Origin of the sequence: Nonomuraea turcica, assembly GCF_030718205.1 — a bacterium.
Classification (GTDB): Bacteria; Actinomycetota; Actinomycetes; order Streptosporangiales; family Streptosporangiaceae; genus Nonomuraea.
The window spans coordinates 1-21,029 of sequence record NZ_JAUZQF010000058.1 but is presented as its reverse complement, the minus strand read 5'-3'; the positions used below and the strand labels follow the sequence as shown (position 1 = coordinate 21,029).

General features: G+C 69.3%; 26 protein-coding genes. 13 read left to right on the top strand and 13 right to left on the bottom strand.

Features of this window, described 5'->3' with window-relative positions; translation table 11 throughout:
• Positions 1-132: 132 nt before the first annotated feature.
• Positions 133-981, top strand: a complete 849-nt coding sequence (locus tag Q9G87_RS59520) for a cytochrome d ubiquinol oxidase subunit II (RefSeq protein ID WP_305925539.1) — start codon at positions 133-135, stop codon at positions 979-981.
• Between the two features lie 131 nt (positions 982-1,112).
• On the opposite strand, the gene Q9G87_RS59515 is transcribed toward Q9G87_RS59520, so the two are convergent.
• The 5 genes from Q9G87_RS59515 to Q9G87_RS59495 form a co-directional block, all read right to left on the bottom strand.
• Complete coding sequence (locus Q9G87_RS59515; protein ID WP_305925538.1) at positions 1,113-1,502, bottom strand: recombinase family protein; 390 nt, start codon at positions 1,500-1,502, stop codon at positions 1,113-1,115.
• Between the two features lie 139 nt (positions 1,503-1,641).
• Positions 1,642-2,562, bottom strand: a complete 921-nt coding sequence (locus Q9G87_RS59510; protein WP_305925537.1) for an SDR family oxidoreductase — start codon at positions 2,560-2,562, stop codon at positions 1,642-1,644.
• Positions 2,563-2,679: 117 nt separating this feature from the next.
• On the bottom strand, positions 2,680-3,147 hold the full coding sequence (locus Q9G87_RS59505; protein ID WP_305925536.1) for a MarR family winged helix-turn-helix transcriptional regulator: 468 nt from the start codon (positions 3,145-3,147) through the stop codon (positions 2,680-2,682).
• A gap of 11 nt (positions 3,148-3,158) precedes the next feature.
• Positions 3,159-4,220: an alkene reductase gene (locus Q9G87_RS59500; RefSeq protein ID WP_305925535.1), complete on the bottom strand. Its 1,062-nt coding sequence runs from the start codon at positions 4,218-4,220 to the stop codon at positions 3,159-3,161.
• A gap of 78 nt (positions 4,221-4,298) precedes the next feature.
• Positions 4,299-5,204 carry an NADP-dependent oxidoreductase gene (locus Q9G87_RS59495; protein ID WP_305925534.1) on the bottom strand — a complete coding sequence of 302 codons (906 nt, stop codon included), beginning with the start codon at positions 5,202-5,204 and terminating at the stop codon, positions 4,299-4,301.
• Between the two features lie 222 nt (positions 5,205-5,426).
• On the opposite strand from Q9G87_RS59495, the gene Q9G87_RS59490 reads away from it, so the two are divergent.
• From Q9G87_RS59490 to Q9G87_RS59470, 5 genes are all read left to right on the top strand, one after another.
• Complete coding sequence (locus tag Q9G87_RS59490; protein WP_305925533.1) at positions 5,427-5,846, top strand: hypothetical protein; 420 nt, start codon at positions 5,427-5,429, stop codon at positions 5,844-5,846.
• A 3-nt stretch (positions 5,847-5,849) separates the two neighbouring features.
• Positions 5,850-6,074, top strand: a complete 225-nt coding sequence (locus Q9G87_RS59485; RefSeq protein ID WP_305925532.1) for a helix-turn-helix transcriptional regulator — start codon at positions 5,850-5,852, stop codon at positions 6,072-6,074.
• Between the two features lie 76 nt (positions 6,075-6,150).
• On the top strand, positions 6,151-6,858 hold the full coding sequence (locus Q9G87_RS59480) for a DUF4386 domain-containing protein (protein ID WP_305925531.1): 708 nt from the start codon (positions 6,151-6,153) through the stop codon (positions 6,856-6,858).
• 75 nt (positions 6,859-6,933) lie between these two features.
• The gene (locus Q9G87_RS59475) at positions 6,934-7,524 is read left to right on the top strand and encodes an NAD(P)-dependent alcohol dehydrogenase (protein WP_305925530.1); all 591 of its coding nucleotides are present in this window, start codon (positions 6,934-6,936) and stop codon (positions 7,522-7,524) included.
• Positions 7,454-7,855 (top strand): zinc-binding dehydrogenase, encoded by a 402-nt coding sequence (locus Q9G87_RS59470; RefSeq protein ID WP_305925529.1) that lies wholly within the window; start codon positions 7,454-7,456, stop codon positions 7,853-7,855. The genes Q9G87_RS59475 and Q9G87_RS59470 overlap by 71 nt, the downstream gene beginning before the upstream one ends.
• 458 nt (positions 7,856-8,313) lie before the next feature.
• Here the strand turns inward: Q9G87_RS59470 and ptsP are convergent, their stop codons facing one another.
• From ptsP to Q9G87_RS59440, 6 genes are all read right to left on the bottom strand, one after another.
• A complete protein-coding gene (gene ptsP / locus Q9G87_RS59465) occupies positions 8,314-9,996 on the bottom strand; it encodes a phosphoenolpyruvate--protein phosphotransferase (RefSeq protein ID WP_305925528.1) in 1,683 nt (560 codons plus the stop codon).
• A gap of 141 nt (positions 9,997-10,137) precedes the next feature.
• The gene (locus tag Q9G87_RS59460; RefSeq protein WP_305925527.1) at positions 10,138-10,560 is read right to left on the bottom strand and encodes a PTS glucitol/sorbitol transporter subunit IIA; all 423 of its coding nucleotides are present in this window, start codon (positions 10,558-10,560) and stop codon (positions 10,138-10,140) included.
• A 2-nt stretch (positions 10,561-10,562) separates the two neighbouring features.
• Positions 10,563-10,934, bottom strand: a complete 372-nt coding sequence (locus Q9G87_RS59455) for a hypothetical protein (RefSeq protein ID WP_305925526.1) — start codon at positions 10,932-10,934, stop codon at positions 10,563-10,565.
• Between the two features lie 105 nt (positions 10,935-11,039).
• A complete protein-coding gene (locus Q9G87_RS59450; RefSeq protein WP_305925525.1) occupies positions 11,040-11,633 on the bottom strand; it encodes a hypothetical protein in 594 nt (197 codons plus the stop codon).
• Entirely contained in the window at positions 11,630-12,259 is a 630-nt protein-coding gene (gene srlA, locus Q9G87_RS59445; RefSeq protein WP_305925524.1) for a PTS glucitol/sorbitol transporter subunit IIC, read from the bottom strand. The genes Q9G87_RS59450 and srlA overlap by 4 nt, the downstream gene beginning before the upstream one ends.
• A 93-nt stretch (positions 12,260-12,352) precedes the next feature.
• On the bottom strand, positions 12,353-12,751 hold the full coding sequence (locus Q9G87_RS59440) for a transcriptional regulator GutM (protein ID WP_305925523.1): 399 nt from the start codon (positions 12,749-12,751) through the stop codon (positions 12,353-12,355).
• Positions 12,752-13,047: 296 nt separating this feature from the next.
• Here Q9G87_RS59440 and Q9G87_RS59435 point away from each other — a divergent pair, with 296 nt between their 5' ends.
• A complete protein-coding gene (locus tag Q9G87_RS59435; protein WP_305925540.1) occupies positions 13,048-14,004 on the top strand; it encodes a sugar-binding transcriptional regulator in 957 nt (318 codons plus the stop codon).
• Positions 14,005-14,135: 131 nt separating this feature from the next.
• Here Q9G87_RS59435 and Q9G87_RS59430 read toward each other — a convergent pair whose 3' ends face one another.
• Positions 14,136-14,390 carry an HPr family phosphocarrier protein gene (locus Q9G87_RS59430; RefSeq protein WP_305925522.1) on the bottom strand — a complete coding sequence of 85 codons (255 nt, stop codon included), beginning with the start codon at positions 14,388-14,390 and terminating at the stop codon, positions 14,136-14,138.
• A gap of 266 nt (positions 14,391-14,656) precedes the next feature.
• Here Q9G87_RS59430 and Q9G87_RS59425 point away from each other — a divergent pair, with 266 nt between their 5' ends.
• From Q9G87_RS59425 to Q9G87_RS59400, 6 genes are read left to right on the top strand one after another with little or no spacing between them, the layout of a single operon-like run.
• Positions 14,657-16,000, top strand: coding sequence for an NAD(P)H-dependent oxidoreductase (locus tag Q9G87_RS59425; protein WP_305925521.1), 1,344 nt, complete (start codon positions 14,657-14,659; stop codon positions 15,998-16,000).
• Complete coding sequence (locus Q9G87_RS59420) at positions 15,997-17,013, top strand: thiamine pyrophosphate-dependent dehydrogenase E1 component subunit alpha (RefSeq protein WP_305925520.1); 1,017 nt, start codon at positions 15,997-15,999, stop codon at positions 17,011-17,013. Before Q9G87_RS59425 ends, Q9G87_RS59420 begins: the two co-directional genes overlap by 4 nt.
• 36 nt (positions 17,014-17,049) lie before the next feature.
• Positions 17,050-18,081 (top strand): alpha-ketoacid dehydrogenase subunit beta, encoded by a 1,032-nt coding sequence (locus Q9G87_RS59415; RefSeq protein WP_305925519.1) that lies wholly within the window; start codon positions 17,050-17,052, stop codon positions 18,079-18,081.
• Positions 18,081-19,286, top strand: coding sequence for a 2-oxo acid dehydrogenase subunit E2 (locus Q9G87_RS59410; RefSeq protein WP_305925518.1), 1,206 nt, complete (start codon positions 18,081-18,083; stop codon positions 19,284-19,286). Before Q9G87_RS59415 ends, Q9G87_RS59410 begins: the two co-directional genes overlap by 1 nt.
• On the top strand, positions 19,279-20,082 hold the full coding sequence (locus Q9G87_RS59405; protein WP_305925517.1) for an IspD/TarI family cytidylyltransferase: 804 nt from the start codon (positions 19,279-19,281) through the stop codon (positions 20,080-20,082). The genes Q9G87_RS59410 and Q9G87_RS59405 overlap by 8 nt, the downstream gene beginning before the upstream one ends.
• 20 nt (positions 20,083-20,102) lie before the next feature.
• Complete coding sequence (locus Q9G87_RS59400; protein WP_305925516.1) at positions 20,103-20,465, top strand: hypothetical protein; 363 nt, start codon at positions 20,103-20,105, stop codon at positions 20,463-20,465.
• Positions 20,466-20,582: 117 nt separating this feature from the next.
• On the opposite strand, the gene Q9G87_RS59395 is transcribed toward Q9G87_RS59400, so the two are convergent.
• A complete protein-coding gene (locus Q9G87_RS59395) occupies positions 20,583-20,975 on the bottom strand; it encodes an IclR family transcriptional regulator domain-containing protein (RefSeq protein WP_305925515.1) in 393 nt (130 codons plus the stop codon).
• Positions 20,976-21,029 lie beyond the last annotated feature (54 nt).

The following is a 21,029-nucleotide window of genomic DNA, read 5'->3' as shown; positions in this document are numbered from 1 at the left end:
CATTAACCAGCTCAAACGCAACCGCGCCATGGCCACCAGGTACGACAAGCTCGCTGTCCGCTTCGAGGCCACACTCACCATCGCCGCGATCAACGAGTGGCTCAGTGCCTTATGAAACACGGCCTAGGCGCGATGGCACCGTTCTTCCTGGGCAACGAGGTGTGGCTGGTGGCCTTCACCGGCGTACTGTTCGGCGCCTTCCCGCACCTGGAGGGCAGTCTGCTGTCCGGGCTGTACCCGCTGGTGGTGGCGATCTTGGTCGGGCTGGCGGTCGGCAACACCGCAGTCCAGCTGCGCCGCCGTACCCGCCGCGGCCGCCGGTGGTGGCAGGCGCTCATCGTGGCGGGCGGCGCGTTGCCGGCCGTGTGCTGGGGGCTGGTGGTGGGGTTGTTGCTGCACGGGGTGCCGCGCCGCGCCGACGGCAGCTTCCACCTCGGGGCAGGCCAGGTGCTCACGCCGTTCGTGCTGGTGTGCGGGGCGGGCATGGCATTGCTGTTCGCCGCGCACGGGGCGGCCTTCTTGGCGCTGCGCTCGGTCCCTGACCTGGCCGCCAGGGCCCGCCGGGCGGGCACCGCCCTGGTGGGCGCGGCCGGCGCCGCCGCCGTCCTGGCGCTGGTGTTGACGCTGCTGGGCGTGGGCGCTTCGATGACCAACCCCCTCACCTCGGCGCTCCTGACCGGGATGCTGGTGACGGCACTGGTGGCCGCCTGGTGGTCGCTGTCGCGCGGGCACCGCATCCGCGCCTTCGCCGCCACCTGCTGTGCAACGGTCGCGCCGGTGCTGCTGGTGGGGGCAGGGCAGTACCCATACGTGCTGGCCACCAAAGCCGGCGCCGGCTTGAGCGTCGCCGAGGCTGCGGCCGACGACACCACGCTGCAGATCCTGACCGCGTTCGGAGTGGTGCTGATCCCGGTGATCCTCGCGTACCAGGCGTGGAGCTGGTGGGCCTTCCGCACACGCACCGCCGACAGCTACTTCTGAGCGACGGGCTTCTGAGCAGCCGCTGCGCCTTGTCCGGGGTGGCGCCTTGAATGCGACTCGACACGCCGCACGATCCAACCCCAGGGTCGGGGAACCCAGCGCTGAGAATGATCTTGCGTGAACTGTGATGTTCAGCCTCGGCACGCGACCGCTCTACCTGGAGGTTTCTGGTCCGTGGGTGATGCGGTGGATGGTGGAGCGCCCGACGCTGTACTCGGTGGCCAGGTCGGCCAGAGACCCTCGCCCTCGGCGTATCGGCGGCGGATGGAGCGCCGGGCGGGTTCGGGCAGTTTAGGCTGCTTGCCCCTGAGCTTGCCGTTCTTCTTGGCCAGGGCCATGCCTTCGCGGGTGCGCATGTGCCCGAGGTTGGTCCCGAACTCGGCGACCATGGCGAGGGTCTGCAGGAACAGCCGCCCGAACGGGTCGTTCCAGTCGTAGACCGAGCCGCCGAGTCCGGACAGGTCGGTGAAGATCTCGTTGGCCTCGGCCATGTTGCGGGCGAAGCGGTCGAACTTGGTCACGATGAAGACTCTGCCGTCCCATACGGCGGCGAACACCTCCACCTGGGGCTCTGTCTCGGCTGGCTGGTGTTCCGGTGGGGGATCGGATTCGGTAGGGCAGCCTAAGGTGTCCTGGTCAGGGCGCCGGGACGCGGGCCTGTCACCGGTGCTGTGCAGTGCCCAACTCGTCGCCATACCGGGCGAGGACGTCCTCGGCCGTGGGGACGGGGCCGAACAGCTGCTCCTGGCGGCGGGGGTCGGCGACGTAGCGGCCGGTGTCGAACCAGCCGAACATCGCGGCCATGTCCTTGATCAGGGGCATGAAGCGGCCGGCGACGGCTCCTGCGGCATGGGCGACGGCGGACGGGACGGCCCACACCTTGATCTTCTTTCCGGCCCTGCCGCCCATCAGGTCGGCTACCTCGCGCATGCTGACCGGACGGTCCCAGCCGATGTCGATGCGCTCACCGTCGTCAGCCTCGGCGTCGACTGCGGCTGCCAGGTACGCCGCGAGATCGGAGGTGTGGACGAAGGTCAGCGGGACGGTGGTCTTGCCGATCCATATCAGGCGGCCCTTGTCGATCGGGTCGCCCGCCATGCTCGCGATCTGGTCGAGGAACGCCCCCGGGCGCAGTGCGAGGAACGGGACGCCGAGCTGTTCGAGTTTGTCCTCGGCGAGCTTCTTGTGCCAGAAGTGTGGGACATCGGGCGTCCGGTCGCTGGTGAGGATGCTGGTCAGGACGAACCGTCGGATGCCGGCGCGGTGGGCGGCCTCGGCGAGGTTGGCGTTGCCGACGGTGTCGATGGCATGCGCGTTCTTGCCGCCGCGGGTGTAGCCGGCGGCGGTGGTGATGACGGCATCGGCGCCGTTCATGGCGGCGACGAGCGAGTCGAGGTCGAGCATGTCGCCGCGGGCGATCTCCACGCCCCGGCTTTCGAGTCTGTCAGCGTCGCTGGCCGGCCGGACCAGGGCACGGACGTTCTTGCCGCGCTTGAGTAGTTCGTCGACGACCTTGCCCCCGAGAGAGCCGGTCGCCCCGACGACGAGGACCGGGAGGCTGGTGGAGTCGGTGGCAGTCATGGGGTTTTCACTTTCCATCAGGTCAGGAGCGAGGGGCTTGGTTGCAGAGGCCGAAGGCGGATGGGACGAGGTGATGCGGCCGTTCTCGATGTGCAGACGGCCAGCCGCACCGGCGAGTTACTCGGATTCTTCTTGCGGAAGGGCGCGGCTGGTGAGCGCCTCGGCGATGGCGTAGGCGGTGTCGACGAAGGACTCCGCCTGCTGCTCCGACAGGTTCCGCGCGGAGGTCTCCTCCAGGGCCTGCCACAGGGCCGCGATGGGTTCGCGCATGGACCGGCCCTTGTCGGTGAGGTGGACCACCATGACGCGCCGGTCATGTGCGGCCGGCTCGCGGACGAGCAGGCCGGCATCCTGCATGCGGCGCAGGGACTTGGAGACGGTGGAGTGGTCCAGGCCGACGCTTTCCAGCAGCTCGGACTGAGTCTGGCCGTCCCGGTCAAAGAGCTGCATCAGCAGCAGTTCCTGTCCGGGATGCAGGTCCATCGCGCGAAGCAGGGCCGCGGCGTAGGCGCGGTGGGCGCGGGCGAGCTGGAAGATCGCGTAGCTCATCGGCCCTTTGCCGGCCGTCGTGGGGATGTGGGGCATGGTTCGGCGCCTCAATCCGTGTAGGTGGGGTAGTCGGTGTAGCCGGCCGCTCCGCCGCCGTAGAAGGTGGCCGGGTCGGGGGCGTTCAGCTCCGCGCCGGCGCGGAGCCGCTCGACCAGGTCCGGGTTGGCGAGCGCGAGGGCGCCGACGGAGACCAGGTCGGCCGTGCCGTTGTCGATGTCCTTGGCGCGGGTGGATACATCGGTGCCTCCCCGGTTGAGGATCAGCGTGGCCGGCCACTGCGCGCGCAGGGTTTCCAGCAGAGCCTCCTCGCCCACGTGCATCACGTGGAGGTAGGCCAGGCCCAGCGGGCGCAGCGCGTCCAGGAGCGCCGGATACAGCTCGGCGGTGTCGGACTCGGCGATGTCGTTGTAGGGGTTGCCGGGGGAGATACGCAGACCGGTGCGCTCCGCGCCGATCTCGTTGGACACGGCGGCGGCTACCTCGATGGCGAAGCGGATGCGGTTGTCAAGGGAGCCGCCGTAGCGGTCGCTGCGCTGGTTGGTGTTGTCGGACAGGAACTGGTGCACCAGGTAGCCGTTGGCGCCGTGGATCTCCACGCCGTCCGCGCCCGCCGCGACGGCGGCCGCCGCGGCGCGACGGAAGTCGTCGACCGTCGCCGCTACCTCCTGCGTCGACAGCGCGCGGGGCTCCGGCATCTCCTGAGGCCCGGACGCGGTGAACATCACGCCCTCGGGGCGGATCGCCGATGGGGCGACCGGCTGGCGCCCGTGGGGCGTGTTGTCGGGGTGGGAGATGCGTCCGACGTGCATCAGCTGGATGACGATCCGGCCGCCGGCCGCGTGTACGGCGTCAATGACCTTGCGCCACCCGGCGATCTGCTCGTCATTGTGAATGCCGGGAGTGAGGAGGTAGCCCTGGCCGTCGGCGGAGGGCTGGGTTCCCTCAGTGATGATCAGCGCGTGCGAGGCCCGCTGGGCGTAGTACTCGGCGTTCAGCTCGGTCGGGACGCCTTCCGGCGTGGAGCGGTCCCGAGTCATGGGGGCCATGACCAGGCGGTGCGGCGAGGATATGCCGCCGACAGTGGTCGGCGTCCACAGAGAGTCCAGCATGCATGGTCCTTCGGTGCGGCGAGGCCCGGGTGGGCATCGGGAAAACGGCGGGCGGGGTGGACGAAGAGGCGAGCGTGTTCAGCCGACGGTGAGAACGAGCTTGCCCCGGACATGTCCGGCGTCGCTGACCCGCTGGGCCGTGGCGGCCTGGTCGAGCGGATAGGTGGTGACGGTGGTGACGACCTTGCCGGTCGCGGCGTCCTGGGCCAGGGCGGCCAGGCGGTCGGACGAGGCCTTCGCAGAACCACTGGAGAAGGTGATGCCGAGCTGCTGCGCGCGGAAGTCGGCGATGGCGACGATGCGATCGGTGCCGCCCCGCAGGGTGATGGAGTCCTCAAGGGCGCCCTTCCCGGCCAGGTCGAACACCGCGTCCACGCCGTCAGGGGCGAGCGCCCGGACCCGCTCGACCAGGCCCTCGCCGTACACGGTCGCGGTGGCGCCGAGCGAGGCGAGGTAGTCCTGGTTGCCGGGGCCGGCGGTGCCGATGACACGTGCTCCGCGGGCCGTGGCGAGCTGAACCGCCAGGGTTCCGACCCCTCCGGATGCGCCGTGCATCAGCACGGTCTCCCCGGCGGCGACACCCAGTAGGTTCAGGACCCGCTCGGCGGTCTCACCTGCCACCGGCAGCGCGGCCGCGTGCTGCCAGTCGAGGGCGGCGGGCTTGGGGGCCACGATGGTGGCCAGCGCGTACTCGGCGTACGAGCCGGTGTCCGACCAGCCCAGCACCTCGTCGCCGACCTGCACGCCCTGCACGCCCTCACCCAGGGCGTCCACCACGCCGGCGAGCTCGCCACCGGGAACGGCGGGGAAGGTCGTTGGGTACAAGGCCTCCAGCATCCCGGAGCGGATCTTGCCGTCCAGCGCGTTCAGCCCGGCAGCCTTCACGCGGACACGGACCTGCCCAGGGCCGGGCTGCGGGACCTCGATGTCTGCCTCGTGCAGTACGTCCGGGCCGCCAAAACGGTCGAAAACGATGGCTTTCATGACAGCTCCTAACGTTGCGCCACGCATTAGGTGGCTAGACACATAATCACCGTAACAGCAAATATGTGGCTAGCCAACTATTTGCTGCCGCCCGGGCCGACCAGCCCTCACGCCAAGATCAGGTCACGAATGCGGCTGCCGTAGTAGGTTAAATATTCTAGACACAATGTCAAAAATGTCTTACCTTATCCATGTCAAGTTTGTTGTACATGGGAGCGGGACATGTCCTTTGAAGAGAAGCGCTCGTGGATCTACGCCGTCGTCGCGGCCGCCGTGCCCGTCGCGTACTTCGTGACCATCCTCGCGAAGGTACCCGGGACGGACGTCTCGGAGATCGCCTATGTGGGGCCGATGCTCACCGCCATCGGCGTCGGCATCGGTGCGGGCATCGTCCTGGGCATCGTCGCGGCCGTGGCCTCGCCCAAGGACGCGGGCCGGGCCGACGAGCGCGACAAGCAGATCAACCGGCTGGGCGATTATGTCGGGTTCTACGTCATGAGCATCTGTGCCCTCGTGCCGCTCGGCCTCGCAATGGCCAACGTCGAGCAGTTCTGGATCGCCAATTCGCTGTACCTGGCGTTCGTCCTCGCCGCGCTCACCTCCGCGGTCGTGAAGATCGTGGCCTACCGGCGGGGTTTGTAGACCATGGCCAAGCCCACCAGGGTTACCAACTCGATCCGGACCCTGCGGTTCACCCACGGGGAGATGACGCAGGCGGAGCTGGCCGACCGCATCGGCGTAACCCGCCAGACCGTCATCGCCATCGAGCAGGGCCGCTACTCGCCGTCGCTGGAGATGGCCTTCGAGATCGCGCACGTGTTCCAGGTGCCCCTCGACGACGTCTTCCAGTACCCCCACCCCGAGCAGTAACTCCACCACCACGACCGGCACGCGAGGACACCGCCTCGCGGCCCCGGCTCACCGCGCCCAAAACCAAGGAGGAATCATGCACGCCCCTCAACGACTCGCCCGGATAACAGGACTGTTGTACCTGATCATGGCCATCTGCAGTGGCTCCGCCGAAATCCTGCGCACCACCATCCACGAGCCCCACGACGCCGCCGCGACCGCGCACAACGTCGTCGCCAACGCCGGCCTCGTCCGCATCGGCGTCGCCGCCGACCTCGTGGCGGTCATTTTCGGGATGTTAACGGCCATGGCCGCGTACGTGCTCCTCAAGCACGTGAACAAGAACGCCGCCCGCGCGGTGGTGATCTTTACAGTGGCCGCCGCGGCCATGATGGGCCTCAACATGGTGCACCAGTTCGGTGCCCTGCTCGTCGCCACCGACCCCACCTACGTCAACGCCCTCGGCGCCGGCGGATCCGACGCGCTGGTACAGCTCCTGTTCGAACTGCACCGCCACGGCTATCTCACCGCGCAGATCTTCTTCGGCCTGTGGCTGCTGCCGCTCGGGTACCTCGTCTACAAGTCCGGCATGTTCCCGCGCGTGCTGGGGGTCCTCCTCATGATCGGGTGCTTCTGCTACCTCGTGGACCTGTTCGCACAGTTCCTGGCTCCCGACCTCGCAGCCGCGCTTGCCCCATTCGTCCTGACCCCGCCCGCCGTCGCCGAGATTTCGATGCTCCTCTGGCTGCTCATCAAAGGCGCCAAGGCACCCCGACACGACACCGCGATCCCGGCCACCGCCTGAACCCTCGACCCGGCCCGCGTCACTCTCACCCGGGAGGCACACCATGCCCACCACGTCCGAACCGAGGCGACCACGATGAAGGCGATCACCCGATACGCCTACGGTGCGCCAGATAACCTCGAACTACGCGACATCGACAAGCCGACCATAGGCGACGACGACGTGCTCGTCCGCGTCCACGCCGCCGGCGTCGACCCAGGCGTCTGGCACCTCATCACCGGCGTGCCGTACCTGCTCCGTCTCGGCGGATTCGGGCTACGCAGACCGAAGAACCCGGTCCAGGGTATGGACGTCGCCGGCCGGGTCGAGGCCGTCGGCGCCAACGTGACCGACTTCCGCCCCGGCGACGAGGTCTTCGGCACCTGCGACGGCGCCTACGCCGAGTACGCCTGCGCCCGCCAGGACGGGCTCGCCACCAAACCGGCGAGCATCACGTTCGCGCAGGCCGCGACCGTCCCCGGCTCCGCCTGCGCCGCGCTGCAGGGGCTGCGCGACGCCGGAAAAACTCCAGGCCGGCCAGCACGTGCTGGTCACCGGCGGCGTCGGAACGTTCGCCGTGCAGCTCGCCAAGGCTTTCGGCGCGCACGTCACCGGCGTGTGCCGGACCAGCAAGACCGACCTGGTCCGATCCATCGGGGCCGACGACGTCATCGACCACACCCGTGAGGACTTCACCGACCAGGTCGGCCACTACGACCTCATCCTCGACCCCACCAGCACCCACACCCTGGCCCGGCTGCGACGCGCCCTCACACCCCGCGGAACGCTCGTCATGGTCGGCGGCGCCGAGGGCGGGCGCCGGCTGCACGGCACCGACCGCCTGATCCGGGCGATGCTGCTGTCGCCGTTTGTCGGCCAGCACCTGCGCGGAGTCCTGACCACGGCGCCCGCCAAGGACCTGCACACCCTGACCGAGCTGATCGACGCCGGCACGGTCACCCCGATTCTCGACAGCACCTACCCGCTGGTCAGGTCCCCGACGCGATCCGCCATCTGAAAAGCGGCCTACCCGCCGGCAAAATCGCCATCACCATCTGAGGCAGCACCACATGACCTCCCCAGTTCACACTGGCCGACCCCGGCGGCCCACCCCACCTCTCCGCCGGCCGGGCCGGCGCGGTACGACCGCAGGAGTCGCTCGCCGTGTACCGGAACACGCCGGCGGAGGGCGAGCCGGCTCTGGAAGGCCGGCGCGGCGGCGGCAGCCGCACGCCCCCGGCCTGGGCAATGCCGCCCGTAAAGCGTCGTGCCCGCCGCGAATTCCGGTGCTGATGACGGCGTCACTCATGTCGCCGATGGGGTCGAACGTCACCCTCGTCCGGGATGCGACGTCGAACCCGGGATCGCCCTGCCGGTCGCGGTCCGGCGCCTACCACACCGGCCGCTTCGCCAAGGTGCCACAGCCTGCCACGCCGAGCCGGGCCGCGATGGCAGTCGCCGCCTCACCGAGCAGGTTCAGCGCCAGCCGTCTCGCGCGCCGCCCCACCTGCCGGTGTGTGCGACCGCTTCGACATGGCTTCGGGCGGCGGCCGCGTCGGGGGCCGCCCGGGCCAGGTCGGCGAGGTGCCGGCATTCGGCGATGGTGTGGTGGGCGAGTGCGGCGCGCACGTCGACAAGGGTGGCGGGGGCCATGGACAGGCTGGTCACGCCCAGACCGACGAGCACCAGGGCGAGCAGTGCGTCGCCGGCGGCCTCGCCGCACACCCCGACCGGCTTGCCAGCGCGGTGACCGGCCTGGGCGGTGAGGTGGATCAGGTCGAGGAGGGCCGGTTGCCACGGGTCGAGCAGGTCGGCGACGTCGCTGAGCGTGCGGTCGGCGGCGAAGGCGTACTGGGCCAGGTCGTTCGTGCCGAGGCTGACGAAGTCGCAACCGGCGAGCACGGCGTCCGCACGCAGCGCGGCCGCCGGTACTTCGATCATGACGCCGACCGTCGGCAACCCTTGAGCTCGGGCCCGCTGGGCGAAGGCCGCCGCCTCGCCGGGAGTGGACACCATCGGCGCCATGACCCACACCTCGGCCCGCGCCCGCTGGGCCGCCGCGCTGATCGCGGCGAGCTGCTCGTCCAGCAGCTCGGGTGACCGCAGCGATGTCCGCAGCCCCCGGACGCCGAGGGCCGGATTGGGCTCGTCGGGCTGCGTGGCGAACCGCAGCGGCTTGTCGGCACCCGCGTCGAGGGTGCGCACGACGACGCGACGGCCCGCGAAGGCGTCGAAGATCTCGGCGTAGGCGGCCCGTTGCTCGTCGAAGCCGGGCGCCTCGGCACGGTCGAGATACAGGAATTCGGTACGCAACAGGCCGACGCCCTCGGCCGCGGTCGCCGCGGGCAGCTCGCGAGCGGTCCCGAGGTTCGCCATGAGCTTGACCGGGTGGCCGTCCGAGGTTCGTCCCGGCCCGGTCACCCGGGCGGCGGCGGCCCGACGTACGGCTTCGCGATCGAGGGCGGACCGCACCTGGGAAGGCGCCGGAGCCACGACGGCGGTGCCGATCGTGCCGTTGACCAGGAGCTGCGTGCCGTCCGCCACCGCGATGGCGCCCGTGCACGCCACGACGGCGGGCAGCCCGAGTGACTTGGCCAGGATCGCCGTGTGGCTCGTCGGCCCGCCCCGCTCGGTCACGATGGCGAGCACCTGCCGCGGGTCGATGGTGGCGGTGTCGGCAGGCGCCAGGTCGTCCGCGATGAGCACGTACGGGTGGCCGGGATCGGGCAGGCCCGGCATCGGCAGCCCGAGCAGCCGGGCGACGATGCGGTTGCGCAGGTCCTCGAGGTCGGCCGCGCGTTCCGCGAGATAGCCGCCCGCCGCCTGGAACTGCTCGGCGAACTCGGCGATGACGTCGCTGACGGCGTATGCCGGCGGGCGGCCGGCCTTGATCAGCTCCGCCACGCGCTGCGCCAGCACCGGATCGGCGGCCATGGCCGACTGGGCGGCAAGGATGTCCGCTGCCGGTGGTATCGCCTGCCCGGCCCGCTCCAGCAGTTCGGCTGCGACCTCGCCAAGGGCCGTGTGGGCGGCCTCCACGGCGGCGTGTTCGTCGGTCACTGCCGGTGGCCGGGCCGGGAGGACCGGCGGCGCGTTCATCACTGCCGCGGGTCCTGCCACGATTCCCGGGCTGACCCCGATGCCTGTCAGCGTGTGCATGTGTCACGAGCCCCTCGTCCAGGGGCGCGGCATCCGGTCACTCGACCGCCGTCCCCGATCCTCCACGTCGTTCTTGTGCGTCGCCGCCCCTGAGCGACGACTCGGGGGTGGCGGCCGCGCTGATCACGGCCGCCACCGTGATCAGCGCCGGCCGGCCGCCTCCCGGATCCAGAACCGGCTCCCCGGCCTGGGGACCGGCAGTGGACCGTCTTCGACGCAGACATCGCCGGGCAGCGGCGCCCGCGTCTCTCCCTTGGCCTTCAGGTTCAGATGGCCGAGATTGATGAGGTTCTCCTCGGCTACCTCCCCTAGCGCGAGTACGGACAGAACGGTGTCGTCGATGACGATCTCGTCGCCCACGCGCAGGCCACCGGTTGCCACGGTGGGGCTGTGCAGGACGCAGAAGTCATGCAGCTCCGCTGGGGCGTTGCCGCCGAAGAACACGAGGATCCGCTGCTCGGCGAAGTCGGGCACCATGGGGCCCACCGCAGTCACCTGGCTCGCGTAGCGGACGGCTGCCGGGGACGAGCCGTTGGGAGTCGGCCTGGTCGGAACCGCGTCCATCCTCACGCCTCGAGCACGTCGTCGGGTTTGACACCGGAAACGAAGATCTCTTCCTTGATGAACATCGCCAGTGGCCCGGCGGGCGACGTCGCGTGCACATCCACCGTGGGCACCTTCTTCATCGGGTACACCCCGATCCTGGCGGTGCCACCGCAGTCGATCACCGCGACCGCGATCTGATCGAACGGCGCCGAGCTACGGAATCCGTCGAACGCCTGCCCTCCGGTCAGATCTGCGATGCGCTGCGCCACCGGGTGGATCCCACCGCCGGTCACGGAGTAGATGAGGTTGCGTTGTTCGGTAGGTCGGATGACCAGAGGGCCGCCCCATCCGCCGCGGCCTGCGGTGATCCGTACCGCTTTGTAGTCCGTCAAATCTCGTCTCCTTGATCTGCTCCCGACCGGTCAGTGCTCTCGAAGGGCCTGCGGGCCGGCTGCGGCCCGAATTGAGGGCATCATCGCGCTCTTGTCGGGTTTTTGTCACTGGGTGCTGGAGGTGTAGAGGCCAAAGCTGGCCAGGTAGGCCAGGACCACGGCCAGCGGACCGGTGATCAGCCGGGAGAAGAGCACGGCGGGCACACCGACCTCGACGGTCTCCGGCTCCGCCTCTCCCAGTGACAGGCCCACCGGGATGAAGTCGCAGCCGACCTGCGGGTTGATGGCGAACAGTGCGGGCAATGCGTACTGCGGCGGGATGTTGCCCTGGCCGATCTGCACGCCGATGAGCGTGCCGATGATCTGGGCCATCACCGCGCCCGGCCCGAGGAGCGGGGAGAGCACCGGCAGGGCGCACACGATCGACATGATCAGCAGGCCGATGAAGGAACCGGCCAATGGACGCAGGCCGTTGGCGAGGAACTCGCCCACCCCGGTGGTGGTGATGATGCCGATGATCAGGGAGATGAAGGCCATGAAGGGCATCACGTTGCGCAGCGTGGTGTCGATGGCGTCGCGCCCGGCCTGGTAGAGCGTGCCGACGACGGTGCCGACGCGCTTGCCGATGACGACCAGGACCTTGTTGACGAGGTCCAGCGGACCGCGGCGAGCCGTGTCGGGAGTGGTGGTGGCGGTCATGCCGTCGCCTCCTGGGTCTTGCGGGCCTGGCGGTTGAGCATCGCCTTGGTGATCAGCTCGGTCACCACGCCACGGATGAAGATCACGAGCAGGCCGACCAGGAAGTAGCGCACCGCGAGGTCGCCGAGCAGGATCGCGCTGTTCTTGGCGGCGAGAGTGGTGACGCCGGCGGCGATGCCGGCGTAGACGAAGTACTCACCCGGGTTGGCGTGGGGGAAGATCCCGAGAATGGGGTGCACGAAGCTCACCGCGGAGTCGTAGAACGCGGGTTTCTTGTCCTCGGGCAGGAACCGGCCGATGGTGTATGCCATCGGGTTGGTGAGGAAGAACACCGCCAGCACGGGCAGCACCAGATACCGCAGGGGGTAGTAGATCAGTCCCGGCCGGGCGGCCAGCACGCCGAGCCGGTCGATGCGCTCGGGCCCGATCATCCTGATCAGCGCGTTGACCGCGGTGAGCAGGATGATCAGTAGCGGGATGATGCCGGTGACCAGGGACACGAAGGTCTCCGCACCCGCTTTGAAGATGCCGATGAAGTCCTCGGCCCAGTGCGCCAGAGTGCCGAGTACGCCTTGCGGGCCTTTGGGCGGGGCAGGCGCCACCAGATAGATCAAGTTAGCTGGCACGAACTTGCTCCTTGCGAACCTGCGGTCACCATCTCAGCTGGCGACCGGGTGAATGGGGGGGTGCGTAGAGCGAATGGGCCCTACGGGTTTCGGTTACCTCGCCGGCCCAGGCTTGCGGCGGAACGAGTCGGTGAGGAACCTCGCCGCCTGCGACGCGGCGGCGGCCATCAGGGGCGACAGCTGCCTTTCTGCGTCCCCATGAGCCAGATCGGCCACCGGGATCCCGGTCAGACCGGGTAGCGGTCGGGGGCGGGCGAAGACGGTGAGGCCATGCATGGATCGAGCGGCGATGACGTGGCCGGTTTCGTCGGCCGCTAAAGCGACGTAGGCGCGGCGCATCCACCGGCGCCGCCCCATGCCGATCGCGACCCGGCCCTGCGCTCGCAGCTCGCGGGCGGACCGGAGGAACGATCGGGCCTGTGTCCATGCCAGGACGAGCTGGCCGAGCCACAAGACGCCGAGACCAACGAACAAGACGGTGATGGATTCCACGTCGAGCCTCCTTTCGACGCGGGGCCGGACGCCGGCCCACCCTGGACTTGCAGGTCGCCGAGTTGATCGACTATTGTCACATCTGTTCATTTAGGGTGGACCGATGTGCAAGTTAATAACATGTGACGGAAGCCACATGCAAGACCTTGTGGACGCAGCTCTCACGAAACACGACTCATCCGGCACCCCCTCGACCCGAATCGGGCCAGAGTCGCGGGAAGGCGTCCATGCTGCTGAAGGGCCGCTCAAGAGGTGGGATAACCAGGTCATTGGTGAGGACATGAACGGACGTGACGATGCCCGCGCCCCGCAATCGTGAGTTGCTGGTCCGCGTCGCGCGGATGTACTACGAAGAGAACCTCTCCCAGCAGGAGGTCGCCGAGCGGCTGGGCCTGAGTCGCACCAACGTCTCGCGGATCCTGACCTCCGCCCGCGAGCAGGGCATCGTGGACATCCGGATTCGCGACCTCTCGCTCAGGGACATCGCCCTGGAAGACGAGATCAAGTCCGCCTTCGCCCTGGCCGAGTGCCGGGTGGTCGGCGGGCGAGGCCACGACGCGACGCTCTCCCAAGTGGGTTCGGCGGGCGCCGAATGGTTGCTCGACACGCTGCGGCCGGAGCACCGATTGTCGCTGTCCTGGGGGCGCACTCTGCAGGCGCTGGTTGAAGCCGTACGCACCGATCGGGTCATCCCGGTCGAGGTGCTGCCGCTGGTCGGCGGACTGTCATCGGTGGCCTCGGAGATCACGGGCGAGGAGCTGGTGCGCGAGCTCGCCGCACGGCTCGGCGCGACTTCGCAGCGACTGCACGCGCCTGCCTTGCTGGAGTCGGCCGCCAGCAAGGAAACTCTCCTGGCCGAGCCCGCGATCGCCTCGGTTCTGGACGCGGCGCGGCGGTCGTCGCTGTCATTCGTGGGCATCGGGGCGTTCGGGGCCGGGTCGTCGGCGGCGATCATCGACACGCTACGGCTGACGCCCCGGCAGCGGCAGCAGTTCGAGCGTGCCCGTCCCGTCGGCGACGTCTGCGCCCGCTACTTCGACGAAGACGGGCAGCCCATCCTCGGCGCCGTGCACGACCGCGTTCTCGCGGTCTCGCTGGAGGATTTGCATGCCATCCCCACCGTGGTCGGAATGGCCGTGGGAGTGGAGAAGGCGCGGGGGGTGCTCGGCGCCCTGCGCGCAGGATTCATGAACGTGCTCATCTGCGACAGCGCGCTGGGCAGGGCGCTGCTGGGGATGGTGCGGCAGGAGTAGTCCGGCCGCGCCGATCGCGCCGCGGCGTCCGTTCCTCGAACCGGCGCCGCTGGTTTTCACGCCCCTGGTCTTGGCCGCGTTGCGTCGGACGTGACCGTCCAGACAGATCTTCAGCTTCTTTGGCGCGCGTGTCAGTGGCCGTCCGGATCGACCTTCAGCATCCCGAGCAGCTCGGTGAGCGCCTCATCGGCGCTCGGGCCATCGGTTTCCACCAGCACCTCTTCGCCGCACGCGATGGCCAGCGACAGCACGGACAGGATGCTCTTGGCATCCACCTGCCGCTGGCCCGGCCGGCCGATGCGCACTGCACCCGGTTGCCGGGCGGCCGCCTGGACCAGCAGTGCCGCCGGTCGTGCGTGCAATCCTGCGCGTGCCGCGATGGTCACGACTCCCTGGGGCACTGTTGCTCTCCTCGCTGAACAAATGTGAGCAAATGGCGAGCAGAAGTGTAAACCGACTGCTCCCCTCGGGCGCAAGCCCCGGCATCCCGATCTGCACAAATGTGCAGATCGGTCATCCCGGGACGTGGCAATGAGGATCGTTCAGGCCTCTTGCCCAGCGATGAAGACAGAGTCATGATGTATCACATCTGTTCCGAGCATTGGTCAAATGTGCAAATGCTCGGCCCTGCCCATTGGGAGAAGGGGATCGCATGGCATACCTTGAACGGCTCGCGGAGCGGGCACGATCGAGCCGTCCCATCCGGATCGGGCTCGTCGGCGCCGGTCAGATGGGGACTGGATTCATCGCGCAAGTAGGCAGGATGCCTGGCATGGAGATCGCCGCGGTCGCCGACATCGAGCCCGACCGGGCGGTGTCGGCGTACCGGAAGGCCGGGCGCATCGATCCGCTCCTTTCTGACGATGCCGACCGGCTCTCCGAGGCGGTCGAGGATGGCAGACCGGTCGTCACCGACGACGCCGAGCTGCTGGTCCGGTTGCCGGTCGACATCGTGGTCGAGGCGAGCGGGGTGCCGGAGGTCGCCGCCCGGATCGCATTCAACGCGCTGCTCGCGGGCCGCGATATCGCTCTGCTGACGGTCGAGTGCGACGTCACCGTGGGTCTCGCCCTGGCCGGCCTGGCCCGGCGTATGGGACGGGTCTACACGGTCTGTCGCGGTGACGAGCCGGTGGAGGCTCTGCGCCTCGTGGACTATGCCCGTACGCTCGGCTTCGAGGTGGTCTGCGCGGGCAAGGGCAAGAACAACCCGCTTGATCCCCAGGCGAACCCGGACGTGCTGGCGGAGCAGGCCCGCGCCCGGGGGATGAACCCCAAGATGCTCACCAGCTTCGTCGACGGCTCCAAAACGATGATCGAAATGGCTGCGCTGGCCAACGCCACCGGGCTGGAGGTCAGCCGGAGGGGTATGTACGGGCCGCCGGCGACCGTCGAGCGCCTGTCCGAGGTGTTCCGCCCGATGGTCGACGGCGGCGTACTGGATCGCCCCGGAGTGGTCGATTACTGCACGGGTCCGGTCGCTCCCGGCGTGTTCACCGTCGTGCGCTGCCCCGACCCGGTCGTCGCTGCCGAGCTGGACTATCTCAGCCTGGGTACCGGCCCTTACTACGCCCTCTACCGGCCGTACCACCTGGCCAGCGTGGAGGCGCCCCTGACGGTCGCGGAAACGGTGCTCGACCGGACACCCAGCCTCGCACCGACGAGCTGGACCGCGGAGGTGGTGGCGGTCGCCAAGCGGGATCTCAAGCCGGGTGAAGTGATCGACGGGATCGGCGGTCACTTGGTCCGCGGCCTGATCGAAGCCGCCGGCGTCGCCGCCCACGAGGGCCTGGTCCCGCTCGGCCTGGCCGCCGGCGCCACCCTGCTGCGCGAGGTGCCCGCCGGTGAGCCGCTGACCCGTGACGCGGTCGCGCTGCGGGACGACACCGTCATCGCCACGCTGCGCCGCTTGCAGGATCAATGGACGGGCGACGAGAAAGGCGGGGGCTCACCGCTCGTCCCCACTCCGGCCTGGGCTCTCGCAGGTACGCGCACATGACCGCCGACATCGTCACCAAGCACGTCGCGAACGGCGACCGGCCGCTGCCCGCCCTCGCCGGCGATCCCGCGACGGCCAGGCGAGTGCTGCTCACCATGTGGACGATCCGCCTTTTCGAGGAGGCGGTGGATCAGTTGTTCGCGCGCGGACTGATGCACGGCACCATGCACCTGTCGATCGGGCAGGAGGCGGTGGCCACCGGCGCCTGCCTCGCCCTGCGCCCGTCGGACTACATCACCTCGACCCATCGCGGCCACGGCCACTGCATCGCCAAGGGCGCGGTCCCAGACCGGATGATGGCCGAGCTCCTGGCCAAGCGGACCGGATACTGCCGCGGGCGAGGCGGATCCATGCACATCGCCGACGTCGCGACAGGGAACCTCGGAGCCAACGGCATCGTGGCAGGTGGCGTGCCCATCGCAGCCGGCGCCGGTCTCGCTGTCCAGCTGCGCGGCGGCGACGAGGTGGCACTCAGCTTCTTCGGCGACGGCGCGGTCAACGAAGGTGCCTGGCACGAGGGGGTCAATCTGGCCGCCATCTGGTCATTGCCGGTCGTCTTCGTGTGCGAGAACAACCACTACGGGATGTCCATGCCGGTCGGGCGGGCGTCGAAGACGCCACTCGCCGAACGGGCGGCCGGTTACGGCATCCCCGCCGTCACCGTGGACGGCAACAACGTCCAGGAGGTTTTCGCCGCGGTCACCGCCGCGGTGTCGAGGGCGCGATCCGGCGCCGGGCCGTCCTTCGTCGAAGCGACCACCTATAGGTGGAAGGGCCATTCCAAGAGCGACAAGAACCTCTACCGCACTCGTGAGGAGATCGAGGACTGGCGGGAACGGGATCCCATCGTCCGCTTCGAGAGGGCCGCCGAGGCGGCGCGCACGCTGACCACCGCCGAGATCGAGCAGTGCCGGGCCCAGGCCCGCGAGAGCGTGCGGTCGGCCGTTCAGACCGCCTCCGCGGCACCCGATGCGGACCCGGCTGAGCTCGCCGAGGCCGTCTACGCCACCTGATCCGCCCCCGAGCCCGTCTCACGGAAGGGATGACACGTGACAACGACTCTGCCCACCCCTGCCCCGTCGCAGGCAGGTGACAGCGTCCGGGAACTGAGCTACGCCGAGGCGGTACGCGAGGCGTTGGCCGAGGCGCTCGCCGCCGACGACCGGGTCTTCCTCCTGGGTGAGGACATCGGCGTGTACGGCGGCGCCTTCGGTGTCACCGGTGACCTCATCCACCGGTTCGGCCCTGAACGGGTCCGCGACACCCCCATCGCCGAGCTCGGCATCGTGGGGGCGGCAGTGGGCGCGGCGTTGTGCGGCATGCGCCCGGTGGTGGAGATCCAGTTCTCCGACTTCACGGCTCAGGCGATGGACCAGATCGTCAACCAGGCAGCGAAGATCCATTTCATGCTGGGCGGCGCCGCCACGGTGCCCATGGTGCTGCGCGCGCCGACGGGCTCGGGCACCGGTGCCGCCGCCCAGCACTCACAGAGTCTGGAAGCGTGGTTCGCGCACGTGCCAGGCCTCAAGGTGGTCATGCCCGTCACGCCGGCCGATGTCAAGGGCCTGCTGCTGGCAGCCATCGACGATCCCAATCCCGTCGTGGTCCTCGAGCACAAGCTGCTCTATCGCACCAGCGGCCCGGTGCCGGCCGGCGCCGATCGGATCCCACTCGGGCACAGCGTCGTGCGCCGCCGTGGCGCCGATGTCACCATTGTCGGCACTGGTGTGATGGTGTCCCGAGCGCTGGAGGCGGCCGAGCGCCTCGCGGCCGTCGATATTGAGGCCACCGTGATCGACCAGCGAACACTCAAGCCGCTGGACGCCGAGCCGATGCTGGACTCCGTCACCGACACCGGCCGCCTGCTGCTCGTCCAGGAGGCACCATTGACCTGCGGCTACGTCGCCGAGCTGGCCGCGCTGACCGCCGGGTCGCGCGCGTTCGGCCACCTGCGTGCGCCGATCCGGCGGCTGTGCGGGCTGGACGCGCCGATCCCGTACGCTCCTCAGCTCGAGACCGCCAGCGTCCCGCAAATTCCCGACATCGTGGCCGCCGCCGAGGACCTGGTCAGGACGTGGTGATGGGCGAGATACCGGTCCTGATGCCGAAGATGTCGATGACCATGCAGGAGGGCACGCTGCTGGCCTGGCACAAGAAGCCAGGTGACCAGGTCCGCAGCGGCGAGACTGTGTGCGAAGTGGCGACCGACAAAGTCGACATGGAGGTCGAGGCGCCCGCGGACGGCACGTTGAGCAGGATCCTGGCCGACCCCGAAGAGGTGGTCACGGTCGGGACCGCCATCGCCTACATCACCAGCGGCGACGACGATCTCCTGAGCGGACTGCTCGACACCCCCACGCCAGGAGACATCGGCCATGATGACCCCGGCGGGCGAATCGACCTCCCCGCAACCGGCACACAGGGGACGGCCAGCTCGGCACCCACCGCCCAGCGACCCGCCGTGCCGCTGGCCCGAGCCCGCGCGGTGGCGCTCTCGGTCGACCTCGGCACCGTGACCGGGAGCGGGCCCGGCGGCTGCATCCGGGTCATCGACGTCGAGCAGGCAGCGGCACCGCGATCGGTCGCCTCCCCGTCCGCCCATCAGGCGACACGCACCTCCGCCGCAGTACGGAGGCAGACGGCGCGCAGAGCCACCGCTCGTCGGCTGGCGGCCGGAACCACCGCACCCCAGCTCACCCTGTACGCCGATCTCGACCTTGATGCGCTCGAGGCCGACCGGCGCGGATGCCGCTGGACCACTTTGTTCGTATGGGCCTTCGCGGCGGCGCTGCGGCAGGCCCCGGAGCTGAACGCCACGTGGACGGACGGGCGGCTCACCCTGCTGGAACGCGTCGGTGTCGCCGTGGCCGTCGACACCACCGGCGGAATGCTCGCTCCCGTACTACATGATCCGGATCTGGTCACCCCGGCGCTGTTTGACATGCGGCTTCGGGACCTGGCCGCTCAGGCGCGCAAGGGCAGGCTTCCGCTGGCTTGTCTCTCGGGAGCCACCGGGACGTTGCTCAACGTGGGCCGTCTGGGCATCGCCGCCGGTCAGCTCCCGCTGATCCCGCCCCAAGCCACGTCACTCGTCATCGGGGAGGTGAGCCGGCATCCGGTGGTCGAGGGCGATCGCGTCTCCGTACGGACGCGGTGCCGGGCCGGCCTGACCGTGGACCAACGCGTGGGAGATGCCACCGAGGCTGCTCGCCTGCTCACCAGGCTCAACGCCATACTGGTCGATACCGATGCATTGCACCACGGAAGGCGGCCAACATATGGATGAGGCGCCAAACCACTCATCGGCGGACCCGCCGTCCGCCCTTCCCGCCGAGACCATGGACCCCCTCTCGCGCGAACGTGTGCCAGGCAGCCCGCACGCCGCGGGAGTGGTCTTGGTGAGCGGCGAGAGCACGGCATTCGCACCAGGGCTGCACAAGGCCTATCTCCCTCTGCTCGGCCGCAGCCTGATGTCCTGGGCGCTCCGCGCGCTCGCCGCGACGAAGGAGATCGGCCCGCTGCTCCTTGTCGTCCCGCCCGAGGACTACCAGACGGCCCGCCGCCTTGTGGCGCGCGAGGCCGACGGGCTCCCCGTGGAGATCGTCCTGGGCCGGGAGACACGGCAGGAATCACAGTTGCTCGCCCTGCGGCACCTCGCCGGCCGGATCGACACCGGCGCCGTCGACGTCGTGGTGATCCACGACGTGACGCGTCCGCTGGCATCGTCGACGCTGACCGCTGGTGTCATTCACGCCGCGCGAATGTTCGGCGGCGCGATCCCTGGCCTTCTCGCTGATGATCTTGTAAAGGCCGATGCCGACGACATGGTCATCGGATCTCCACAGCGGTTGCTCCGCCCGCAGACACCGCAGGCGTTCGAGGCGAGGTCGATGCTCGCCGCGTTCGAGGCGGCTGCGCGGGACTCGTTCGTGGGCGCGGACACGATGTCGTGCATCACCCGCTTCAGCTCCGTGAAGTCGCGATGGGTCACGGGAGACACGCTGAATCTGGAGATCACTCATCCGCAGGACTTGTTCCGGGCCGAGCACCTCCTGACGAGCACCGGCTATGTTCTGCCATAGCCGTGAGTGGGAGAAGCCGTATGTTCGACGTTCACCGTGCTGTTCTGACCTGCCAGTGGTGCGCCGCTGACACCCTCCATGAGATCCGCTATCTCGGCCGGCTCTTGGCGGGTGTCCGATGCACCAAGTGCGATACCGAGATCAGCCAGGCGGACCCGAGCCGCTATCTCGGGGATCTGCGGCACAGACTGGTGACCAAGCCGCGCCGGCTGCTCCGCCGCCTCGTCCACGACCCTGGCGAGTTCGTTCGCACCCAGCCCGTCGCTGCCTTGATCAAGCCCCTGAAGATGATGCGGGAACTCGCGGCCGTCGTACAGGCCGTCGACACCCGGACCAGTCCGCTGCCAGTGCGCGGCCGTGAGGCGGCGGGCGGCCAGGAGTGAGCCATCGGCACAGCAGCACGCCGTAGCGACGTGCTCCTCCATGTGCCGAAGCGCCGCCGGGCGAGCTCGTCGTGACCTCCGGGTATGGACGGGGCGGGCTCGACACCTGGCCGGGGTTCAGGGCGTGGTGTGGTGGGACGGGCTAGGGCTGGCCTCGGCCGCCAGGGTTTCGATGCGGTCGGCGGCTGTGCGCAGGTCGGGCAGGTGGCGGCGGGCGGCTTCCTGGGCGGACATGAGTGTCTTGCGCCAGGTCAGGTTGACGCAGCCGATGACGCGGCCGCGGACGCGGATGGGGACGGCGATGGAGGTGCGGCTGTCGACGTCGTACTCGGGGGCGCGCACGCTGTACCCGCGGGTACGGACGGTGTGCACCAGCCGTTGGACCCACTGGGGGTCATGGGCCAGTTCGTTGCCCGGGTCGTCGTGCTCGCGCAGGCGGCGCAGGACCGCTTCGCGCTCGCGGTCTGGGCAGTAGGCGAGGTAGGCACGGCCGGACGCGCCGAGCAGCACGTCAGCATGCGGGCACTCCCGAAAGTTCAAACCCGGGGGTGGGGGGGGGGGCAT

Excerpts from the sequence above, each read along its gene's own strand:
- Q9G87_RS59520 (WP_305925539.1), top strand. The coding sequence starts at position 133 with ATGGCACCGTTCTTCCTGGGCAACGAGGTGTGGCTGGTGGCCTTCACC.
- Q9G87_RS59510 (WP_305925537.1), bottom strand. The coding sequence starts at position 2,562 with ATGACTGCCACCGACTCCACCAGCCTCCCGGTCCTCGTCGTCGGGGCG.
- Q9G87_RS59505 (WP_305925536.1), bottom strand. The coding sequence starts at position 3,147 with ATGCCCCACATCCCCACGACGGCCGGCAAAGGGCCGATGAGCTACGCG.
- Q9G87_RS59500 (WP_305925535.1), bottom strand. The coding sequence starts at position 4,220 with ATGCTGGACTCTCTGTGGACGCCGACCACTGTCGGCGGCATATCCTCG.
- Q9G87_RS59495 (WP_305925534.1), bottom strand. The coding sequence starts at position 5,204 with ATGAAAGCCATCGTTTTCGACCGTTTTGGCGGCCCGGACGTACTGCAC.
- Q9G87_RS59490 (WP_305925533.1), top strand. The coding sequence starts at position 5,427 with ATGTCCTTTGAAGAGAAGCGCTCGTGGATCTACGCCGTCGTCGCGGCC.
- Q9G87_RS59485 (WP_305925532.1), top strand. The coding sequence starts at position 5,850 with ATGGCCAAGCCCACCAGGGTTACCAACTCGATCCGGACCCTGCGGTTC.
- Q9G87_RS59480 (WP_305925531.1), top strand. The coding sequence starts at position 6,151 with ATGCACGCCCCTCAACGACTCGCCCGGATAACAGGACTGTTGTACCTG.
- Q9G87_RS59475 (WP_305925530.1), top strand. The coding sequence starts at position 6,934 with ATGAAGGCGATCACCCGATACGCCTACGGTGCGCCAGATAACCTCGAA.
- ptsP (WP_305925528.1), bottom strand. The coding sequence starts at position 9,996 with ATGCACACGCTGACAGGCATCGGGGTCAGCCCGGGAATCGTGGCAGGA.
- Q9G87_RS59460 (WP_305925527.1), bottom strand. The coding sequence starts at position 10,560 with ATGGACGCGGTTCCGACCAGGCCGACTCCCAACGGCTCGTCCCCGGCA.
- Q9G87_RS59450 (WP_305925525.1), bottom strand. The coding sequence starts at position 11,633 with ATGACCGCCACCACCACTCCCGACACGGCTCGCCGCGGTCCGCTGGAC.
- Q9G87_RS59435 (WP_305925540.1), top strand. The coding sequence starts at position 13,048 with ATGCCCGCGCCCCGCAATCGTGAGTTGCTGGTCCGCGTCGCGCGGATG.
- Q9G87_RS59425 (WP_305925521.1), top strand. The coding sequence starts at position 14,657 with ATGGCATACCTTGAACGGCTCGCGGAGCGGGCACGATCGAGCCGTCCC.
- Q9G87_RS59420 (WP_305925520.1), top strand. The coding sequence starts at position 15,997 with ATGACCGCCGACATCGTCACCAAGCACGTCGCGAACGGCGACCGGCCG.
- Q9G87_RS59410 (WP_305925518.1), top strand. The coding sequence starts at position 18,081 with ATGGGCGAGATACCGGTCCTGATGCCGAAGATGTCGATGACCATGCAG.
- Q9G87_RS59405 (WP_305925517.1), top strand. The coding sequence starts at position 19,279 with ATGGATGAGGCGCCAAACCACTCATCGGCGGACCCGCCGTCCGCCCTT.
- Q9G87_RS59400 (WP_305925516.1), top strand. The coding sequence starts at position 20,103 with ATGTTCGACGTTCACCGTGCTGTTCTGACCTGCCAGTGGTGCGCCGCT.